The 19350-nt window shown below is 72.7% G+C and carries 16 protein-coding genes; 13 read left to right on the top strand and 3 right to left on the bottom strand.

The window, feature by feature from the left end:
* The 6 genes from MFF61_RS08990 (at position 1) to MFF61_RS08965 (ending at position 7446) form a co-directional block, all read left to right on the top strand.
* A complete protein-coding gene (locus MFF61_RS08990; protein ID WP_238234751.1) occupies positions 1-960 on the top strand; it encodes an ABC transporter permease in 960 nt (319 codons plus the stop codon).
* Entirely contained in the window at positions 926-1858 is a 933-nt protein-coding gene (locus MFF61_RS08985; RefSeq protein ID WP_238234750.1) for an ABC transporter permease, read from the top strand. Before MFF61_RS08990 ends, MFF61_RS08985 begins: the two co-directional genes overlap by 35 nt.
* A gap of 117 nt (positions 1859-1975) precedes the next feature.
* Positions 1976-3802 carry an ABC transporter ATP-binding protein gene (locus MFF61_RS08980; RefSeq protein ID WP_238234749.1) on the top strand — a complete coding sequence of 609 codons (1827 nt, stop codon included), beginning with the start codon at positions 1976-1978 and terminating at the stop codon, positions 3800-3802.
* 233 nt (positions 3803-4035) lie between these two features.
* On the top strand, positions 4036-6270 hold the full coding sequence (locus tag MFF61_RS08975; protein ID WP_238234748.1) for a marine proteobacterial sortase target protein: 2235 nt from the start codon (positions 4036-4038) through the stop codon (positions 6268-6270).
* Positions 6267-6839 (top strand): class GN sortase, encoded by a 573-nt coding sequence (locus MFF61_RS08970; protein ID WP_238234747.1) that lies wholly within the window; start codon positions 6267-6269, stop codon positions 6837-6839. The genes MFF61_RS08975 and MFF61_RS08970 overlap by 4 nt, the downstream gene beginning before the upstream one ends.
* Positions 6840-7071: 232 nt before the next feature.
* On the top strand, positions 7072-7446 hold the full coding sequence (locus MFF61_RS08965) for a response regulator (RefSeq protein WP_238234746.1): 375 nt from the start codon (positions 7072-7074) through the stop codon (positions 7444-7446).
* Between the two features lie 39 nt (positions 7447-7485).
* Here the strand turns inward: MFF61_RS08965 and MFF61_RS08960 are convergent, their stop codons facing one another.
* Positions 7486-7941 (bottom strand): Lrp/AsnC family transcriptional regulator, encoded by a 456-nt coding sequence (locus MFF61_RS08960; protein WP_238234745.1) that lies wholly within the window; start codon positions 7939-7941, stop codon positions 7486-7488.
* Positions 7942-8070: 129 nt separating this feature from the next.
* Between MFF61_RS08960 and MFF61_RS08955 the strand changes: the two genes are divergently transcribed.
* The 3 genes from MFF61_RS08955 (at position 8071) to MFF61_RS08945 (ending at position 12864) form a co-directional block, all read left to right on the top strand.
* Positions 8071-11532 (top strand): indolepyruvate ferredoxin oxidoreductase family protein, encoded by a 3462-nt coding sequence (locus MFF61_RS08955; RefSeq protein ID WP_238234744.1) that lies wholly within the window; start codon positions 8071-8073, stop codon positions 11530-11532.
* An 85-nt stretch (positions 11533-11617) separates the two neighbouring features.
* Positions 11618-12373 (top strand): helix-turn-helix domain-containing protein, encoded by a 756-nt coding sequence (locus MFF61_RS08950; protein WP_238234743.1) that lies wholly within the window; start codon positions 11618-11620, stop codon positions 12371-12373.
* A gap of 95 nt (positions 12374-12468) precedes the next feature.
* Positions 12469-12864, top strand: coding sequence for a flagellar biosynthesis repressor FlbT (locus MFF61_RS08945; protein WP_238234742.1), 396 nt, complete (start codon positions 12469-12471; stop codon positions 12862-12864).
* 4 nt (positions 12865-12868) lie between these two features.
* On the opposite strand, the gene MFF61_RS08940 is transcribed toward MFF61_RS08945, so the two are convergent.
* The gene (locus MFF61_RS08940) at positions 12869-13786 is read right to left on the bottom strand and encodes an NAD(P)H-dependent oxidoreductase (protein ID WP_238234741.1); all 918 of its coding nucleotides are present in this window, start codon (positions 13784-13786) and stop codon (positions 12869-12871) included.
* 148 nt (positions 13787-13934) lie between these two features.
* On the opposite strand from MFF61_RS08940, the gene MFF61_RS08935 reads away from it, so the two are divergent.
* From MFF61_RS08935 to MFF61_RS08920, 4 genes are all read left to right on the top strand, one after another.
* A complete protein-coding gene (locus MFF61_RS08935; protein WP_238234740.1) occupies positions 13935-15881 on the top strand; it encodes an ABCB family ABC transporter ATP-binding protein/permease in 1947 nt (648 codons plus the stop codon).
* Between the two features lie 218 nt (positions 15882-16099).
* Positions 16100-16813: a phosphatidylserine decarboxylase gene (locus MFF61_RS08930; RefSeq protein WP_238234739.1), complete on the top strand. Its 714-nt coding sequence runs from the start codon at positions 16100-16102 to the stop codon at positions 16811-16813.
* A gap of 19 nt (positions 16814-16832) precedes the next feature.
* Complete coding sequence (gene pssA, locus MFF61_RS08925; protein WP_238234738.1) at positions 16833-17678, top strand: CDP-diacylglycerol--serine O-phosphatidyltransferase; 846 nt, start codon at positions 16833-16835, stop codon at positions 17676-17678.
* A 71-nt stretch (positions 17679-17749) separates the two neighbouring features.
* Positions 17750-18859: a site-2 protease family protein gene (locus MFF61_RS08920; RefSeq protein WP_238234737.1), complete on the top strand. Its 1110-nt coding sequence runs from the start codon at positions 17750-17752 to the stop codon at positions 18857-18859.
* Positions 18860-18870: 11 nt separating this feature from the next.
* Here MFF61_RS08920 and MFF61_RS08915 read toward each other — a convergent pair whose 3' ends face one another.
* Positions 18871-19050: a hypothetical protein gene (locus tag MFF61_RS08915; RefSeq protein ID WP_238234736.1), complete on the bottom strand. Its 180-nt coding sequence runs from the start codon at positions 19048-19050 to the stop codon at positions 18871-18873.
* Between the last annotated feature and the right edge of the window lie 300 nt (positions 19051-19350).

Genomic DNA, 19350 nt, shown 5'->3' with positions numbered 1-19350 from the left:
ATGGGCGCCTACCTGCTCCGGCGGCTGCTGATCGCGATCCCGAGCCTGCTGGGGATCAGCCTGATCCTGTTCACGGTGCTGGCGCTCGCGCCCGGCGACCCGTTCGGGGAACTCGCCACCAATCCCAACGTGCCGCCGGAGGTGCGGGCGGCGCTCCGGGCCAAGTACGGGCTCGATGACCCGCTGCTGATGCGCTACCTGCACTGGCTCACGGCGATGCTGCAGGGCGACTGGGGCTTCTCCTTCGCCAGCCGCATCGACGTCGACGACCTGATCCTGCAGCGCCTGCCCACCACCCTGTTCGTGGTCGGCTCCTCGCAGGTGCTGGCGCTGCTCGTCGCGGTGCCGGTCGGCATCCTGGCGGCCCTGCGGCCCTACTCGCTCCTCGACCAGGTGGCGAACACGCTCGCCTTCGTGGGCTTCTCGCTGCCGACCTTCTTCACCGGGCTCCTGTTCATCCTGGTCTTCAGCCTCAAGCTCGACTGGCTGCCCTTCGTCTACAACGCCGACGTCGCGGCGACGGGCTGGCGCTGGTACTGGGAGCACCTGCGGCAGGCGATCATGCCGATCGCGGTGCTCGGCCTGTTCCAGGCCGCCTCCTACACCCGCTACGTGCGCGCCGCGGTGCTCGACGTGGCCCGCCTCGACTACGTCACCACGGCCCGCGCCAAGGGCCTCGGCGAGGGCGCGGTGACGCTGCGCCACATCGCCCGCAACGCCATGATCCCGGTGGTGACGCTCGTCGCCCTGCAGATCCCCGCGGTGTTCGGCGGGGCCATCGTCACCGAGCAGATCTTCCGCGTCCCCGGGATCGGCTCGCTCCTCATCAACGCGATGCTCGCCAACGACACGCCGGTGGTGATGGCGGTCACCTTCGTGTTCGCCTGCCTCGTCGTGCTGTTCAACCTCGTCGCGGACCTCCTGTATGGCTGGCTCGACCCTCGCATCTCCTTCCGCTGAGGCGGGGGCGCCCGCGGCCGCGCCCGCCGCCACGGGCCGCGACACGTGGCGGCGCTTCCGCCGCCATCGGCTCGCGGTGGCGTCGAGCGTGCTGCTCGGCGTGATGGTGCTCGGCGTGCTCGTCGGCGGCCTCGTCTGGCCGGTCGCCATCGACGAGATCGACTTCTCGGCCATGCTGCAGGGCCCCTCCCCCCAGCACCCGTTCGGCACCGACGATCTCGGCCAGGACCTTCTCGCCCGCATGATCTACGGCGGGCGCATCTCGCTCGCCGTCGGCTTCGCCGCGATGCTGATCTCGACCCTCGTCGGCGTCGCCGTGGGGGCGCTCGCCGGCATGTCGCGCGGGTTCCTCGATTCCGCCCTGATGTGGCTCACCGACCTGTTCCTGTCGCTGCCGCAGCTGCCGCTGCTGCTCCTCGTCATCTACCTCTTCCGCGACCGGCTGAAGGAGGTGTTCGGGGTCGAGGGCGGGGTGTTCGTGATGATCGTCGCGGTCATCGGCGGCCTGCGCTGGATGCCCGTCGCCCGCCTCGTGCGGGCGCAGTTCCTCTCCCTGCGCGAGAAGGAGTTCGTGGAGGCGGCGCGCGCGCAGGGGGCCGGGCCGCTGCATCAGGTGACGCGCCACATCCTGCCCAACGCCATCGGCCCGGTGATCGTGGCGGCGACCATCGAGGTCTCGGCGGCGATCATCGCCGAATCCACGCTCTCCTTCCTCGGCCTCGGCTTCCCGCCCGACATCCCGACCTGGGGCCGGCTCCTGTTCGACGCCAAGGACCATCTCGACGTCGCGCCCCACTGGGCGCTGTTTCCGGGCGCGGCGATCTTCCTGACCGTCCTGTCCATCAACTTCATCGGCGACGGCCTGCGGGACGCGCTCGACCCGCGGCGGGTGCTGTGAGCTCCCCTCATGCGCAACGCTCCGCGCGCGAAACGCGGGCCCCCCTCTCCCGCATGGGAGAGGGGTTCCTCATGCCCGATCCACGATCTGGACTCTGAAGCCTCTCCCGGAGCCCCCATGCCCCCCATCCTCTCCGTCCGGGACCTCGCCACCGCCTTCCGGGTCGACGGGCGCTGGCGCCCGGTGGTGCGCGGCGTGTCCTTCGACATCGGCCCGCGCGAGACGGTCGCGCTGGTGGGCGAATCCGGATCGGGCAAGAGCGTCACGGCGCTCTCGATCATGCGGCTCACCCCGCGCGACGCCAGCCGGATCACCGGCGCGGTGCGGCTCCAGGACCGCGACCTCCTCACCCTGTCCGACGCCGAGATGCGGCGCGTGCGCGGCGGCGACGTGGCGATGGTCTTCCAGGAGCCGATGACGAGCCTCAATCCGGTGCTCACGGTCGGCTTCCAGATCGCCGAGGCGCTGGTGGCGCATCGCGGCCTCTCGCGCAGCGCGGCGGAGGCCGAGACGGTGCGGCTGTTCGACAAGGTGCGCATCCCGGCGGCGGCCTCGCGCGTCCACGACCACCCGCACCGCTTCTCGGGCGGCATGCGCCAGCGCGTGATGATCGCGATGGCGCTCGCCTGCCGGCCCAAGCTGCTGATCGCCGACGAGCCGACCACGGCCCTCGACGTCACCATCCAGGCCCAGATCCTCGACCTCATCAAGCTGCTGCAGGACGAGGAGGGCATGTCGGTCCTGTTCATCACCCACGACATGGGCGTGGTGGCGGAGATCGCCGACCGCACCGTGGTGATGCTGGACGGGCGCGCCGTGGAGAGCGGGCCGACGCACGAGATCTTCCGCCGTCCGACCCATCCCTACAGCCGCGCGCTGCTCGCCGCCGTGCCGGCGCTCGGCGCTATGCAGGGCCGCGCCCGCCCGACCCGCTTTCCCGTCGTCGACCGCGTCACCGGCGAGTCCGCCGAGCCGGGCGAGGCGCCCGACACGGTGCAGCCCGCCAACCTGCTGGAGGTGCGCAACCTGACGACGCGGTTCGAGCTGCGCGGCGGCCTGTTCGGGCGTCTGCGCGGGCGCGTGCACGCGGTCGAGAACGTCTCCTTCGACCTCAAGGCCGGGGAGACCCTGGCGCTGGTGGGCGAATCCGGCTGCGGCAAGTCCACCACGGGCCGCTCGGTGCTGCGCCTGATCGAGCCCCTCGCGGGCTCGGTGCGGCTCGACGGCGAGGACATACTGGGACTTCCGCCGCGCGCGCTGCGCGAGCGGCGGCGGCGCATGCAGATGATCTTCCAGGATCCCTTCGCGAGCCTCGACCCGCGCATGAGCGTGGGGGCGGCCATCGCCGAGCCGCTGCTGATCAACCGCCTCGCCTCGCGCCGGGAGGCCCACGCCCGGGCGGCCGATCTCCTCGGCCGCGTCGGCCTCAAGCCCGAGATGGCCGACCGCTACCCGCACGAGTTCTCCGGCGGGCAGCGCCAGCGCATCTGCATCGCCCGGGCGCTCGCGCTCGAACCGAAGCTGATCGTCGCCGACGAGTCGGTCTCGGCCCTCGACGTCTCGGTGAAGGCGCAAGTGATCAACCTGATGCTCGACCTGCAGGCGAGCCTGCACCTCGCCTACCTGTTCATCTCCCACGACATGGCGGTGGTGGAGCGGGTGAGCCACCGGGTGGCCGTGATGCATCTGGGCGAGATCGTCGAGATCGGCCCGCGCGCGGCGGTGTTCGGGGCGCCCCAGCACCCCTACACCAAGACCCTGCTCGCCGCCGTGCCGGTGCCGGACCCGGCCCGCCGCGGCACCCGCCACGGGGTGCGCGCCGACGAGATCAGGAGCCCGATCCGCCCGCCGGACTACGTGCCGCCGGAGCGCTGCTACCGCGAGGTCTCGCCCGGGCACCTCGTGCAGGTCTGGGGAGCGGAGTGGGAGGCGGCCGCGGCGTGAGCGGGGCCGGGCGGGCGCGGCGCCGCCTCGCGCGGAACCCGACGGCGCCCGCACCCTGACCGGCGCGCACGCCTGCGCACCGGACCCGGACGCATCCGCCGCGCCGCGCCCGGTTCCGCACCCGCCGTCCGGGGCTTGGCCGAAGAAGGGCGAAGCTGCCCGTGGCCGCGCCCGGCCCGCCGCGCGAGCCTTCGGATCAACCGGTATTGGACCGGCCGATCCGGAGTTCGACGATGATCCCCATGCCTGCCCTGCGGGCGGCGCGGGCGCCCGCGGGCGCCCGTCCGTCCGCCTCGATCCTGCGGCGCGCCCTGACGCCGCTCGTCCTCGGCCTCGCCGCCTGGCTCTCCGCCCATGGGGTCAAGGCGGCCCCCGGCAGCGGCGCCCTGCTGCTGCGCCCCCCCGATGCCGCACCCGTCGAGGCGCCCCAGCTCGCGACCGATGTCGCGGTCGAGGTCAGCGGCCCGACCGCCCGGGCGGTGGTGACGCAAGCCTTCCGCAACACCACCGGTGAGTGGGTGGAGGGCACCTACGTGTATCCGCTGCCGGAGGACGCGGCGGTGGATTCGATGAAGCTCGTGGTCGGCGAGCGGGTGATCGTGGCCGACATCCGCGAGCGCGCCGCGGCACGCCGGGACTACGAGGCCGCCCGCCGGTCGGGCCGCGCCGCCGCGCTCACCGAGCAGGAGCGCCCGAATGTCTTCACCAACAGCGTCGCCAACGTCGCCCCGGGCGAGACGGTGCTGGTGCAGATCACCTACCAGCAGCCGGTCCGCCTCTCGGGCGGCACCCACGCCCTGCGCGTGCCCCTGGTGGTCGCGCCGCGCTACAATCCGGCCCCGCCCCTGGTCGCCCCGGCCGCCGAGGCGGCGGGCTCCGAGGCCGGCGCCGATCCGGTCCCGGACCGCGCGCGGATCACCCCGCCGGTGCTCGATCCGGCCGCGCACGCGCCAGTGAACCCCGTTTCGCTCGGCGTGAGCCTGCGGGCGGGCTTTCCCCTCGGCACGGTGAGGAGCGGCACCCATGCGGTGCGGACCGAGGAGACCGGGCCGGAGAGCCGCCGCATCACCCTCGACGCGGGGCCGGTCCCGGCCGACCGCGACTTCGAACTCACCTGGACGGCGGCCCCGCGCCACGCGCCGACGATCGGGCTGTTCCGCGAGCGGGTCGGCGCCGACGAGTACATGCTGGCGGTCCTGACGCCGCCTGACGGCGCCGTGCCGCCGCCTGACGGCGCCGTGCCGCCGCCTGACGGCGCCGTGCTGCCGCCCGGCGCTCCGGCCGCGCAGCGCCTGCCGCGGGACGTGGTGTTCGTGATCGACAATTCGGGCTCGATGGCCGGCGCCTCGATGCGGCAGGCCAAGGCGAGCCTGCTCCTCGCCCTCGACCGCCTGACGCCCGCCGACCGCTTCACCGTCATCCGCTTCGACAACACGATGGAGCAGCTCTTCCCCGAGCCGGTGCCGGCGGATGCCGCCCACCTCGACGAGGCCCGGCGCTTCGTGGCGGGCCTGGAGGCGCGGGGCGGCACCGAGATGCTGGCGCCGCTGAAGGCCGCGCTCGCCGACCCGCACCCGGAGGAGACCGGCCGGGTGCGCCAAGTGATCTTCCTGACCGATGGCGCGATCGGCAACGAGGAGCAGATCTTTTCCGCGATCGCCGCCGGGCGGGGCCGCTCGCGGCTGTTCATGGTCGGCATCGGCTCGGCGCCCAACGGGCACCTGCTGCGCCACGCCGCCGAGCTCGGGCGCGGCAGCGACACGGTGATCGGCGCGATCGACCAAGTGGCCGAGCGCACCCGCGCGCTGTTCGCCAAGCTGGAGAGCCCGGTCGTCACCGACCTCTCCGCCCGCTTCTCGGAGCCCGGCATCGACGCCACGCCCGACCTGCTGCCGGACCTCTACCGTGGCGAGCCGGTGGTGATCGCCGCCAAGCTCGGGCGGGTGGCCGGGACGCTCACCCTGCGGGGCCACGTCGGCGGGCAGCCGTGGGAGCAGGCGGTGGACCTCGCCGCGGCGGTGCCGGGCGCGGGCATCGGCAAGGTCTGGGCCCGCGCCAGGATCGGGGCGGCCGAGACCGCCCGCCTCACCGGGCGCCTGCCCGCCGCGACAGCCGATGCGGCGATCCTGTCGCTGGCCCTGGAGCACGGGCTGATGACCCGCCTCACCAGCCTCGTCGCGGTGGACGCCACGCCCCGGCGCCCGGCCGGCGTGGCCCTGACCGCCGCCGACCTGCCCCTGAACCTGCCGGCGGGCTGGGATTTCGCGGCCGTGTTCGGGGAGCGCGGCTCCGCCCCGGCCCCGCGCGAGCGGCGCGCGGCCGCGCCGGTCCCCACGGCGGCGCCCGCGGCCTCCCGCGGCATCGACCTGCCGCAGACCGCGAGCCCGGCCCCGCTCCACCTCTGGCTCGGCCTGTCGCTCCTCGCGCTGGGACTGCTGGCCCTGCGCGGCCGCAGGCTCACCCGATGAGGCGGCTCAGCCGCGGGAGGGCGGTCCTCGCCGCCCTTCTCCTCGCCGGCGGGCTGGCGCTCGTCGGCGACGCGCTGTGGCTGCGGGCCAAGGCCGCCCTCGCGCAGGTGCTGCTGGAGCGCGCCTTCGCGGCGAGCCTCGCCGCGGGCGGGCGCGACGTGCGCCCCTGGCCCTCCGCCGACACGGTGCCGGTGGCCCGCCTCTCGCTCCAGGGCCGCAGCCTCGTCGCGCTCGCGGGCGCGAGCGGGCAGGCGCTGGCCTTCGGCCCCGGCCACGTTGCGGGGACGCCGGAGCCGGGCGAGCCCGGCACCGCAATCTACGCCGCGCACCGCGACCTGCACTTCCGCGGCCTCGACGCGCTGGCGCCCGGCGACCCGATCGCGGTGACGCGGCGCGACGGGCGCAGCGTGCGGTTCCGCGTCACCGGCCGCCGCGTGGTGCGCTTCGACGCCTCGGGCCTCGATCCCGCGGCGCCGGGCCGGAGGCTGGTGCTGGCCACCTGCTGGCCCCTCGACGCGGTGACGCCAGGGCCCTGGCGCCTGCTGGTCGAGGCCGAGGCGGAGGGCTGACGTCAACAGCCGTTGAAGGCGACCTTTGGTGCCGCTCTCGCAGTGTCGCCAAGCCCTCGGCTTGATGCCGAACATTCGAGTTGGCTCGACGGCCCCGTCGGTCCCGGGCTTGCCCGGGATCGAGAGCGATGCGTCAGCATCCTGGGCCGTTGGCATGAGTCGCGACGCGCAAGTCGCCAATGGTCGGAGGCGGCCTGCGAAACTAACAAAGGCGAACATCGTTCTGACCCGTATGACGCTCTCCCCTGCCCTCCCCCCGCCGGTCGTTCTCGTGGTGGAGGATGAGGGTCTCGTCCGGATGCTGGCGGTGGACATGCTCGAAGAGGCCGGCTTCGTGGTGGCCGAGGCCGCCACGGCGGATGAGGCCCTGGGGATCCTCGAGAGCCGGTCCGACATCGCCGCCCTGTTCACCGATGTGGACATGCCCGGATCGATGAACGGCTTCGCGCTCGCCCGGCGCGTCGCCGAGCGCTGGCCCGCCATCCGCGTCGTCATCACCTCCGGCCGCTTCACGCCGGGGCGCGACGACGTGCCGGAGGCGGGGCTGTTCGTCCCCAAGCCCTACCATCAGGCGCAGCTCCTCGACGCGGTCCGCCCGGTAGCCTGAGGGCCCGGGTCCGCCGGGGCGGATCGCGCGGCCGCAGCGTCACAGCGGCAGCGCCACCCCCGACTTGATCTCCTTGAGCACCACGTTCGTGCGCACCTGCCGGATGCCCGGCAGGCGGAACAGGAAGCCGTCCAGCAGGGCGTTGTAGGCGGCCACGTCGGCCACGACGACGCGCAGGTGGTAGTCCGCGTCGCCGGTGGTGGCGAAGCAGTCGAGGATCTCGGGGCGCTCGCGCACCCGGCGCTCGAACTCCTCGACGAAGCGGGAATCGTGGCGTTCGAGCGACACGTGCAGGATCGCCGCCGTGGCGAAACCCGCCTTCTCGCGATCGACCAGGGCCGCGTAGCCCCGCACGACGCCGCTCTCCTCCAGCGCCTTCACCCGCCGCCAGCAGGCCGAGGCCGAGAGGCCGGTCGCCTCGGCGAGATCCTGATTGGTGATCCGCCCCTCCGCCTGCAGGCGCTGGAGCACGCGCCGGTCCGCCTTGTCGAGCATCGCGAGATCCTGCCGTGAAGCCCCTTGGTTCCGGCAGGATCGTCCAGACGGGACCGGGCCGCCGGCAAGAACGGTAGCATCTTCCGACACGCCGGGGCCAGACTGGAGAGGCTCCGGAGTGCCGCCCCCATGTCCCTCGGTCCCACCAAGTCCCTCCTCCCCTACGATCTCGCGGACCGCTACCGGCTGGATTCGGGCCGCGTCCATCTCACGGGCACGCAGGCGCTGGTGCGCATCCTGCTCGATCAGGCCGCCCGCGACCGCGCGGCCGGGCTCGACACCGCGGGCTTCGTCTCGGGCTACCGCGGCTCGCCGCTCGGCGCCGTCGACCTCGAACTCTGGCGCGCCAAGGAGCGGCTGGCGGCCGAGCGCATCACCTTCCTGCCGGCGGTGAACGAGGACCTCGCGGCCACCGCCGTGCTGGGCTCGCAGCAGGTCGAGAGCCAGCCCGGACGCACGGTGGAGGGCGTCTTCGCGCTCTGGTACGGCAAGGGGCCGGGGGTCGACCGGGCGGGCGACGCGCTCAAGCACGGCAACGCCTACGGGTCCTCGGCCCATGGCGGCGTGCTCGTGGTGGCGGGCGACGACCACGGCTGCGTCTCCTCCTCGATGCCGCACCAGTCCGACGTGGCCTTCATGTCGTGGTTCATGCCGACGCTGAACCCGGCCTCGGTGGCCGAGTACCTGAGCTTCGGCGAATACGGCTACGCGCTCTCGCGGTTCTCCGGCATGTGGGTCGGGTTCAAGGCGGTGTCCGAGACGGTGGAATCCGCGGTCTCGGTCGACCTTGCCCCCCCGCGCCGTTTCCTGACACCCGACTTCACGCCGCCGCCCGGCGGCCTTCACTACCGCTGGCCCGACCTGCCGGGCCCCCAGATCGAGGAGCGGATGGAGGCCAAGAAGCACGCGGTCTACGCCTTCGCCCGTGCCAACCCGATCGACCGGCGGCTCTACGACATCCCGGACGCCTCCTACGGCATCGTCACCACCGGCAAGGGGCACCTCGACCTGATGGAGGCGCTGCGGCTCCTCGGGCTCGACGAGGCGGCCTGCCGGCGCATCGGCCTCGACATCTACAAGGTCGGGATGGTGTGGCCGCTGCCGCTGCACGACGCGCTCGACTTCGTGCGCGGCAAGCGCGAGATCCTGGTCGTGGAGGAGAAGCGCGGCATCATCGAGAGCCAGTTCAAGGAATACTTCTACGATTATCCGGGCGCCAAGCCCGAGCGCATGGTCGGCAAGCACGACGAGACCGGAGCGCGGCTGATCCCCTGGACCGGCGAACTCTCGCCGCGCCTGCTCGCCGGCATCGTGGCGTCCCGGCTCGACGCGATCTTCCCGGGGCTCAGCCTCACGGCGCGCGCCGCCCGGCTGGCGCCCGAGCCGGACCGGCTGATCGCGGTGCCGGGCGCGGCGCGCACGCCCTATTTCTGCTCGGGCTGCCCGCACAACACCTCGACCCGGGTGCCGGAGGGCTCGAAGGCGCTCGCCGGCATCGGCTGCCACTTCATGGCCTCGTGGATGGACCGGGAGACGGGTTCGCTGATCCAGATGGGCGGCGAGGGCGTGAACTGGGCCGCCTCCTCGCTGTTCACCGGGGGCGGCCACATCTTCCAGAACCTCGGCGAGGGCACCTACTACCACTCGGGCTCGATGGCGATCCGTCAGGCGATCGCGGCGCGCGCCACCATCACCTACAAGATCCTGTTCAACGACGCGGTGGCGATGACCGGCGGCCAGCCGGTCGACGGCCCGGTCAGCGTCGAGGGCATCGCCCAGGCGGTGCGGGCCGAGGGCGTGGCGCGCATCGCGGTGGTCTCGGACGGGGACACCGACTTCGCGCGAAGCCGGTTTCCGCCCGGCACCAGCTTCCACCACCGCGACGCGCTCGACGCGGTCCAGCGCGAGCTGCGCGAGGTCGAGGGCGTGTCCGTCCTGATCTACGTGCAGGCCTGCGCCACCGAGAAGCGGCGGCGGCGCAAGCGCGGCGCGCTGCAGGACCCGGCCCGCTTCGCCCTCATCAACGACCTCGTCTGCGAGGGCTGCGGCGACTGCTCGGTCGCCTCGAACTGCCTGTCGGTCGAACCCGTGGAGACGCCCTTCGGCCGCAAGCGGCGGATCAACCTCTCGACCTGCAACAAGGATTTTTCCTGCCTCGACGGCTTCTGCCCGAGCTTCGTCACGGTGGAGGGCGGGTCACGGCGCAAGGCCGCGGCTGCCGCCGATCCGTCCGAGCGCGCCGCGCGCCTGCCGGCGCCGCCGCCGCCGGCGCTCGCGGAGCCCTACAACCTGCTCATCACCGGGGTCGGCGGCACCGGCGTCATCACCATCGGGGCGCTCGTCACCATGGCGGCCCATCTCGAGGGCAAGGGCGCTTCGGTGCTCGATTTCACGGGCTTCGCGCAGAAGTTCGGGCCGGTGCTGAGCTACGTGCGGCTCGCCGCGCGGCCGGACGCCCTGCATCAGGTGCGCATCGACCAGGGGGCGGCGGACGCGCTGATCGGCTGCGACCTCGTCGTGTCCTCGTCCCCGAAGGCGTCGGGCACCTACCGGCGCGGCCTGCGCGCCGTCCTCAACACCGCCGAGATGCCCACCGGCGACCTCGTCCGCCGTCCCGATGCCGACCTCGCCTCCGCGCGGCGCCTGCGGGAGATCCGGGCGATCACCGGCGAGGCGAACCTCGCCGCCCTCGACGCGAACGCCGCCGCGGAGGCGCTGCTCGGCGACACCGTCTTCGCCAACGTGCTGATGCTCGGCGCCGCGTGGCAGCGGGGGCTGGTGCCGGTCTCGCTGGAGGCGCTGGAGCGCGCCATCGCGCTCAACGGCGTCGCGGTGGAGCAGAACCGGCGCGCCCTCGCCTGGGGCCGGATCGCCGGCGCCGATCCGGCCGGGTTCCGGCAAGCCCTCGGGGGGACGAGCGACGAGGCCCCGGAGACCCTCGACGCGGTGATCACCCGGCGCGTCGCCTTCCTGACGCAGTATCAGGACGCCGCCTACGCGGAGCGCTACGCCGCCCGGGTGGCGCGCCTGCGCACGGCGGAGGCCGCACGCGGCACCGAGAGCCTGACCGACGCGGTGGCGCGCTCGCTCTTCCGGCTCATGGCCTACAAGGACGAGTACGAGGTCGCCCGCCTGCACGTCGAGACAGGCTTCCTCAACCGGGTCGCCGAGCAGTTCGAGGGCGAGTACCGCGTCGTCCACCACCTCGCGCCGCCGGTCTGGCCCACGGGCACCGATGCGCGCGGGCGCCCGCGCAAGCGCGCCTTCGGCCCCTGGATCCGCACGCCGTTCCGGCTGCTCGCCCGGATGCGGCGGCTGCGCGGCACCGTCCTCGACCCGTTCGGCTACACCGCTGAGCGGCGGATGGAACGCGACCTCGTGCGCTGGTTCGAGGGGATCGTGGACGAGCTGGCCGCGCGCCTCGGCGCGGCGCCCGCGGAGGAGCTGCTGTGGATCGCCCGGGCGCCGCAGGGGATGCGGGGCTTCGGCCCGGTGAAGGAGGAGGCGGTGCGCCGCATCCGCCCGGAGGTGGAGCGCCGCCTGGCCGCGCTGCGCCGGGACGACGGCGCAACGCTCGGACGGGCGGCCTGACCGCGTCAACAGCGCAACCGCGCCCGGCCGCTTGCCAAGCTGTGCGGTTTCGTGCGGATCTGTCCGGATCGACCGGGCGGGCGGGATGGGCGCGAGCGACGCCGAATTGTCGGAGGGCGAGAGCCGCGAGGTCGCCCGCGCGGTGCGCGAGGCGCTGGCGCGCCAGCGCCTGTCCCGGCAGGGGCTCGCCGACGCGGCGCGGATCAGCCTCTCGACCCTGGAGAAGGCGCTCGCCGGCCGCCGGCCTTTCACGCTCGCCACGCTGGTGCGCCTGGAGGAGGCCCTCGGCGTGAGCCTGCGCGGGACCGCCCCCCGCGCCGCGCCGGACGGCCCGCGCCCCGCGCCGGAGCATCTTGGCTCCTACTCGCGCGAGGGGGTGGCGTGGCTGGAAGGACGCTATCTCACGCTGCGCCCCTCCTTCGGCGACCCGGCGGCGATCTTCGCCTACCGCACCGAGATCCTGTGGGATGCGGGGCGCGACCGGCTGGTCTTCCGCGAGGCCGAGCGGATCGACGCCCCCTTCTCGCAGACCGGCGACGTCTCGGTGCCGCATCTCTCGGGGACGATCTACCTCGTCACCAACTGGCAGGGGCAGGTGCGCCTCGCCATGCTGGGCCGCCCGACGATCCGGGGCGAGCTCTACGGCCTGCTCACCACCCTGCATGCCGGCCGCGGCGCGCAGCTCACCCCCGCCGCCTGCCCGCTCGCCCTCGTGCCCGAGGGCGCAAGCCCCGTCTTCGGCCGCCTCACCCCGGACATGGCGGCCTATGCGGAGGGCCGGCGGCATCTCGACCGGGTCTGCGACGAATCCTTCGCGGTGTTCTTCCCCGCCCCGCGCTGAGCGATAAGCGGTCGACAGGCGACGGCAGAGCAGGTCAGGCTGAGGCAAGGCAGGCGTGCGAGACCGCCGCACGCCCGACGGAGCACGCGACACCCATGAAGAGGCCGGGACCCTCGCCGATGCGGGCCTTCATCAAGCGCGGCGCACGCTTCTTCCTCAACGGTGCGCTGATGCGCGCGAGCGACTCCGTCACCGTCGAGATCCACGCGGCCGACGTGCTGCTGATGCCGAGCCACCTGATCGAGCCGGAGGCCGTGCGCACGCCGCTCGAACAGCTCTATTACTGCATCCAGCAGATGCTGATCGAACCCGAGCGGCGCAGCTACTGGCACGACGCCCTGCGCCAGGGCCTGGAGGCGGGCCTCGCCGCGGACCAGCGCGAGGCGCTCAAGCCCGTCCTGCAGCTGGTGGAGCGGGACCGCCTCCAGAGCGCGATGGCGCAGCTGCGCAAGCTGATCCGGGCCGACCGCGCGACGTCGAGCGCGGCGTGACGGCTCAGGCCGTCGCCTGCGCCCCCCGCTCCGCTTCCGTCGTGCCCGGCACGGCGCCCTTCTGCGCCACGTGGGCCGCGAAGGCGTCCACCCAGGCGTCGAACCGCGCCATGGCATCGGTCTCGCGCACCATGTCGTCGGCCTGATCGTCCGCGTAGGCGCGGCCGAGGCCGAGGGGGACGTGGCGCCAGAGGGTGTCCGGCACCTCGATGCCGCTGTAGCGGCACTGCCAGACCAGCCCCTGGTAGGCGAGGCGCTCGTCTCCGCCGTAGGGCTCCTGCCCGGGGTCGAACCACGCCTTGTGCGCCAGGATGCGCGGGCGGCCGTCCGCGTCGAGTTCGTTCCCGCCCGCGTTGCCGTAGCAGAAGAAGGCGGCGGTGCGGCCCTCCAGGTGGTTGCGCGTCAGGTCGCGCCAGAGCGGCGACTTCTCCAGGGCCTGCGCCTTCAGGGTGCTCTTCTTGTCGATCAGGTCCGGGCGCGGGTTGCCGCCGCTCATGCAGACGAGGCGGTCGAACAGCGCCTTCAGGTTCGTGCTCGGCCCGTACCACCACACCGGCCCGATGAACGCCCAGGCATCCGCGCGGGCGAGCCGCGGGTAGAGCTTCAGGTCCCACATCAGGTCCGGCTGGTGGTCGCTGTTCGGCCCGTAGCAGTTGCAGGGCCAGACGCAGAGCGCCATCGAGGAGCCGACGCAGCCGTTGCAGCCCTGGATCTTGGGCTTGCCGTGCTCGTTGCCGATGTCGGCGTGGTCCACCTGCCAGCCGGCGGGCAGCCGCCCGAGCATCCGGTGCATCAAGGCCCGGGCCTTGCCGTCGAGCCCCGGACAGCCGTCGACCCGGCGGGCCGAGCCCGCCACGACCAGCACGCGCAGCGGGCGCTCCTCCAGCGGCAGGGCCGCCGCTCTCGCGGTCTCGTCGTCCACGGGTCACCTCCGGGAGGCGGAAACAGCCCGCCGCCCGCGCGTGTTCCAGGCCCCCGCAACGCGGCCGGGAGACCTGCGGCCCAGGCGGGTGCAGCCGTCTCCGATCGGGCCTATATGCGGGGCTCTTCGTCTCCTCAAAGGCCCGATCGTGACGCACAGCACCTCTCCGGAGGCCGAGCCCTCCGAGCGGCCCGGCCTCGTCGGCACCTACCAGCGGCTCTGGCCCTACCTCTGGCCGCACGGCCGGCCCGACCTGCAGCGGCGGGTCTTCGCGGCCTTCGGCCTGCTGCTCGTGGCCAAGCTCGTCACGATGGTGACGCCCTTCACCTTCAAGTGGGCCACCGACGCCCTGGTGGCGGTGACGGGCGGCGCCAAGGAGGGCGGGCTGCCCACCGGCCTGTGGGCGGCGCCGACGCTGCTCATCGGCCTCTACGGGCTCTCGCGCGTGGCGATGGCGCTGCTGACGCAGGTGCGGGACGGGCTGTTCGCCAAGGTGGCGATGCACGCGGTGCGCCGCCTCGCGCTCCAGACCTTCACGCACATGCACCGCCTCTCCCTGCGCTTCCACCTGGAGCGCAAGACCGGCGGGCTCACCCGCGTGCTGGAGCGCGGGCGCAACGGCATCGAGGAACTGTCGCGCCTGATGGTGCTGACGCTGGTGCCGACCATCGTCGAGTTCCTGCTGGTGCTGGGCGTGCTCGCCTACGAGTTCGACCTCATCTACTCCGTGGTCGTGCTGGTCATGGTCGCGGCCTATCTCGGCTTCACCTACAAGGCGACCGAGTGGCGGATCGCCATCCGCAAGCGGATGAACGACTCGGACACCGACGCCAACACCAAGGCGGTCGACTCGCTCCTGAACTACGAGACGGTCAAGTACTTCGGCGCGGAAGCCCGCGAGACCAGCCGCTACGACCAGTCGATGGCAAAGTACGAAAAATCCTCGACGCAGACCTACGTCTCGCTCGCGGTGCTGAACGCGGGGCAGGCGGTGATCTTCACGGCCGGCATGACCGTCGTGATGTGGCTCGCGGCGCGCGACATTATGGCCGGACGGACCACGATCGGCGGCTTCGTGCTCGTCAACACGATGCTGGTGCAGCTCTCGATGCCGCTCAACTTCATGGGCATGATCTACCGGGAGATCAAGCAGGCGCTGATCGACATCGACGACATGTTCCGCATCCTCCACCGCAACCCGGAGATCGCGGACCGGCCCGGCGCCGCCCCGCTCGCGGTGGGTGCGGGGGTGGTGCGCTTCGAGGACGTGCGCTTCGCCTACGTGCCGGAGCGGCCGATCCTGAAGGGCGTGAGCTTCGAGGTGCCGGCCGGCCGCACGGTCGCGGTGGTGGGTCCCTCGGGGGCGGGCAAATCCACCATCTCGCGCCTGCTCTTCCGCTTCTACGAGCCGCAGGGCGGGCGCATTCTCATCGACGGCCAGGACATCGCCGCGGTCACGCAGGAATCGCTGCGCGCCGCCATCGGCATGGTCCCGCAGGACACGGTGCTGTTCAACGACACGATCGGCTACAATATCCGCTACGGCCGCTGGGAGGCGAGCGAGGCGGAGCTGCGCGAGGCGGCAACCCTCGCCCAGATCGACCGCTTCATCGCCGGCCTGCCGGAGGGCTACGACACCCCGGTGGGCGAGCGCGGGCTCAAGCTCTCGGGCGGCGAGAAGCAGCGCGTGGCCATCGCCCGCACCATCCTGAAGGGGCCGCCGATCCTCGTCCTCGACGAGGCGACCTCGGCCCTCGATTCCTTCACCGAGCGCGAGATCCAGGACGCCCTCGACCGGGTGAGCCGGGGCCGCACCACCCTCGTCATCGCCCACCGGCTCTCGACGGTGGTGGGCGCCGACGAGATCATCGTGCTCGACAAGGGCGTGATCGTGGAGCGCGGCGACCACGCCATGCTGCTCGCCCGCGGCGGCGTCTACGCGGCGATGTGGAACCGCCAGCGCGAGGCGGATGCGGCGCGCGAGGCGCTGCAGCGCGCGGAATCGAGCGAGGGCGAGAGCCTGCGCGTGCGCCTCGACCCGGGCGAGATCCCGCCCCCGCCCGCCAAGGCGCCGGAGCCCGCCTCGGTGGGGTGACCGGCACGGGGACGGGCCGCGATCACCGCCCCCGGCGCCGGGCCCGAGGCGCTGCCCCAACCAAGGGCGGGATCGCGCGATGCGCCCGCCGCGGGCCGGGTCCGGCCGCGGCCCGATGCCCCTGCGGACGGCCGTGAGCGGACCCGCCGATTGACGTCGGCGCCCGCGCCTGCCATCGGCGGGCGCCAGACCGCGCCTGCCGGAGTGCTTGAGGCCCCATGACCGACCTCTTCGAGACGATGCGCCGCGTCCTCGTGCCGATCCACAAGGAGGGCTATCCCTTCATCGCGATCGGCATCGTGCTGACCGTGCTGGCCGGCAGCTTCGTGCAGGCGCTCGGCTGGATCTTCTTCCTGCTCACGCTGTGGGTCTGCTACTTCTTCCGCGATCCCGAGCGGGTCGTGCCGGTGGGCGACGGCCTCGTGATCTCGCCCGCGGACGGGCGCGTCAACCTCATCAGCACCGTGCTGCCGCCGCTGGAACTCGACCTGCCGGCCGAGCCGATGCTGCGCATCTCGGTGTTCATGAACGTGTTCGACTGCCACGTGAACCGCGTGCCGGTGACGGGCCGCATCGAGCAGATCCACTACACGCCCGGCCTCTTTCTCAACGCCGAACTCGACAAGGCGAGCGAGGACAACGAGCGCAACGGCCTCGTCATCACGACGACGCGCGGGGGAGAGACCCTGCGCATCGGCGTGGTGCAGATCGCCGGCCTCGTGGCCCGGCGCATCGTCGACTGGGTCAAGGCGGGCGAGAGCCTCACGGTCGGCGACCGCTTCGGCCTGATCCGCTTCGGCTCGCGCGTGGACGTCTACCTGCCGGCGGATGCCCGGGTGCTGGTCGGGCTCGGCCAGAAGGCGGTGGCGGGCGAGACCGTGCTGGCGGACCTGCGCGCCGGCGGCCCCGTGCGCCAGTTCCGTCGGATCTGACTCCGCGGGAGCCCGCCCCATGGACGATCTCTTTCCGCCCTTCGCGCCCGAGCCCAGTGAGCCCCGCGCCAACGAACCCCGCACGCGGCGCTTCAAGCCGATCCCGGTGCGGATGATCATCCCCAACATGATCACCCTGATGGCGGTCTGCCTCGGGCTCACCGCCGTGCGCCTCGCCTTCGAGGGCCGGTTCGAGCCCGCGGTCATCGCCATCGTGGTGGCGGCGGTGCTCGACGGTATCGACGGGCGGGTGGCGCGCCTGCTCAAGGGCACCTCGCGCTTCGGGGCGGAGCTCGATTCGCTGGCCGATTTCGTGAATTTCGGCTGCGCCCCGGCCCTGATCCTGTACGCCTTCACGCTCCACCACCTGAAGTCGCTCGGCTGGATCGTGGCGCTGATCTTCGCCATCGCGATGGCGCTGCGCCTCGCGCGCTTCAACGTGATGCTGGACGATCCCGACCGGCCGGAATGGAAGAAGGACTATTTCGTCGGCATGCCGGCGCCGGCCGGCGCGCTCACCGCGCTCCTGCCGCTCTACCTGCACTTCCTCGGGATCGGCTTCGGCCCGGCGCTCGCACCCGCGGCCTTGGCCTACCTCCTGGTGCTGGCGATCCTCGTCATCTCGACGGTGCCGACCTATGCGGGCAAGACCATTGGCAAGCGGGTGCCGCGGGAATACGTGCTGCCGATCTTCGTCGTCACGGTGGCGGGCTTCGGGCTGATCATCAGCTTCCCGTTCGAGACGCTGGCGGTGATCAGCATCGCCTACCTGTGCGCGATCCCGTTCGGCGCCAACCAGTACCGCCGCCGCCTCAAGGCCGAGGCCACGGAGGCCGCGATGCGAGGCACACCGCCCGCGGCGTGACGCGGGGGAACACAGGCGCCGGCGCGGGACTTTCAGGGACGCGGGGTCCCGGAATGGCGTGAGGGTGAGACATGGGCTGGTCGCTGCCGCTCGGCACCGTGAAGGGCACGGTGATCCGGGTCCACATCACCTTCCTGCTGTTCCTGGCCTGGATCGGGGCGGCCGCCTACGCCAGGGGCGGGCAGGAGAGCGCGCTCCAGAGCGTCCTCTACATCGTGCTCCTGTTCCTCTGCGTGCTCCTGCACGAGTTCGGCCACGTCTTCGCGGCGCGGCGCTACGGGGTGCGGACGCCCGACATCACCCTCCTGCCGATCGGCGGCGTCGCCCGGCTGGAGCGCATCCCCGAGGATCCGCGCCAGGAACTCGTCATCGCGCTCGCCGGGCCGGCCGTGAACGTGGCCATCGCGGCTGGGCTGTTTCTGCTGCTGGGCGGGCTGAAGCCCGGCATGGAGGTCGACAATCCCGGCATCGGCCTGTTCGAGCGCCTGCTCTGGGTCAACCTCTTCCTCGTCGTGTTCAACCTGATCCCGGCCTTCCCGATGGACGGGGGACGGGTGCTGCGCGCCGTTCTGGCCCACCGGCTCGGCTATGCCCGCGGCACCCAGATCGCCGCGGGCGTCGGGCAGGCGGTCGCCTTCGGGCTCGGCCTGCTCGGACTCGTGGGCGGCAACCCGCTCCTGATCTTCATCGCCTTCTTCGTCTATCTCGGCGCGGCCTCCGAGGCGCATGCCGTGCAGATGCGGCAGGTCTCCCGCGGGCTGCTCGCGGGCGACGCGATGATCACCCGCTTCGACAGCCTAGGACCGAACAGCCGGGTCGAGGATGCGGTGCAGGGTCTGATCGCCACGACGCAGCACGAATTCCCGGTGGTGGACGGCGCCGGCCGCCTGCGCGGGGTGCTCACCCGCGATGACATGATCCGGGCACTGCGCGAGCGCGGCCCCGACGCGCCGGTGCTGGAGGTGATGCGGGCCGACATCCCGACCCTGCGCGACCGCCAGCCCCTGGAGGATGCGCTGCGCCTGATGCAGGAGAGCCGCCTGCCGGCGGTGGGCGTCACCGACGGCTTCGGCCGGCTCGTCGGCCTGATCACGCCCGAGAACGTCGGCGAGATGATGATGATCCTGACCGCCTCGCCGCAGGGGCGCCCGCCCCTTCCCGGATATCGCCCCCCGGCCTGAGGCGCTCCGGATCAGGTGGCGGTGGTCACCCAGAGCTGCGTGTTCTTGCCCTCCGCCGAGATCGCGACGGAGCGGACGTGGCGGTAGACGCCACCCGCCACATCGTCGAGCGCGTCGTCCGACAGGACGTCGGGGGTGTCGGTCGGCTGCGGATCGAGGTCGCGGGCGGCGACCGGGTCGGTGCTGGTCATGGGGGCTTTCTCCCGTGGAACCGGCGGGACCGGGCGTCCCGTCGCCTCACAGGCTCGCCGATCCGGCGCGCCCGAACCGTGATCCGGATCACACTCGAGCGAGTCCAGCACAGGATCCGATCACGCTGCCCTCGGATCCCGCTTCAGGTCTTCGATTGCTCCGCCTTATCTTCGACGAACCAGTGCCTCTTCGCCGAACAATGCTCCGGGTTCTGAACCCAATCAGCTTGACCATTCCAAAGGCTGCTGGCGACCCACCTCGGGACCTTCGTCCGGCTCGCCCTGTCATGCCGCATCCGC

Source organism: Methylobacterium isbiliense, from assembly GCF_022179325.1.
Taxonomy (GTDB): Bacteria; Pseudomonadota; Alphaproteobacteria; order Rhizobiales; family Beijerinckiaceae; genus Methylobacterium; species Methylobacterium isbiliense.
The sequence above is the reverse complement of the archived record's forward strand: the minus strand, read 5'-3'. Positions and strand labels throughout refer to the sequence as shown.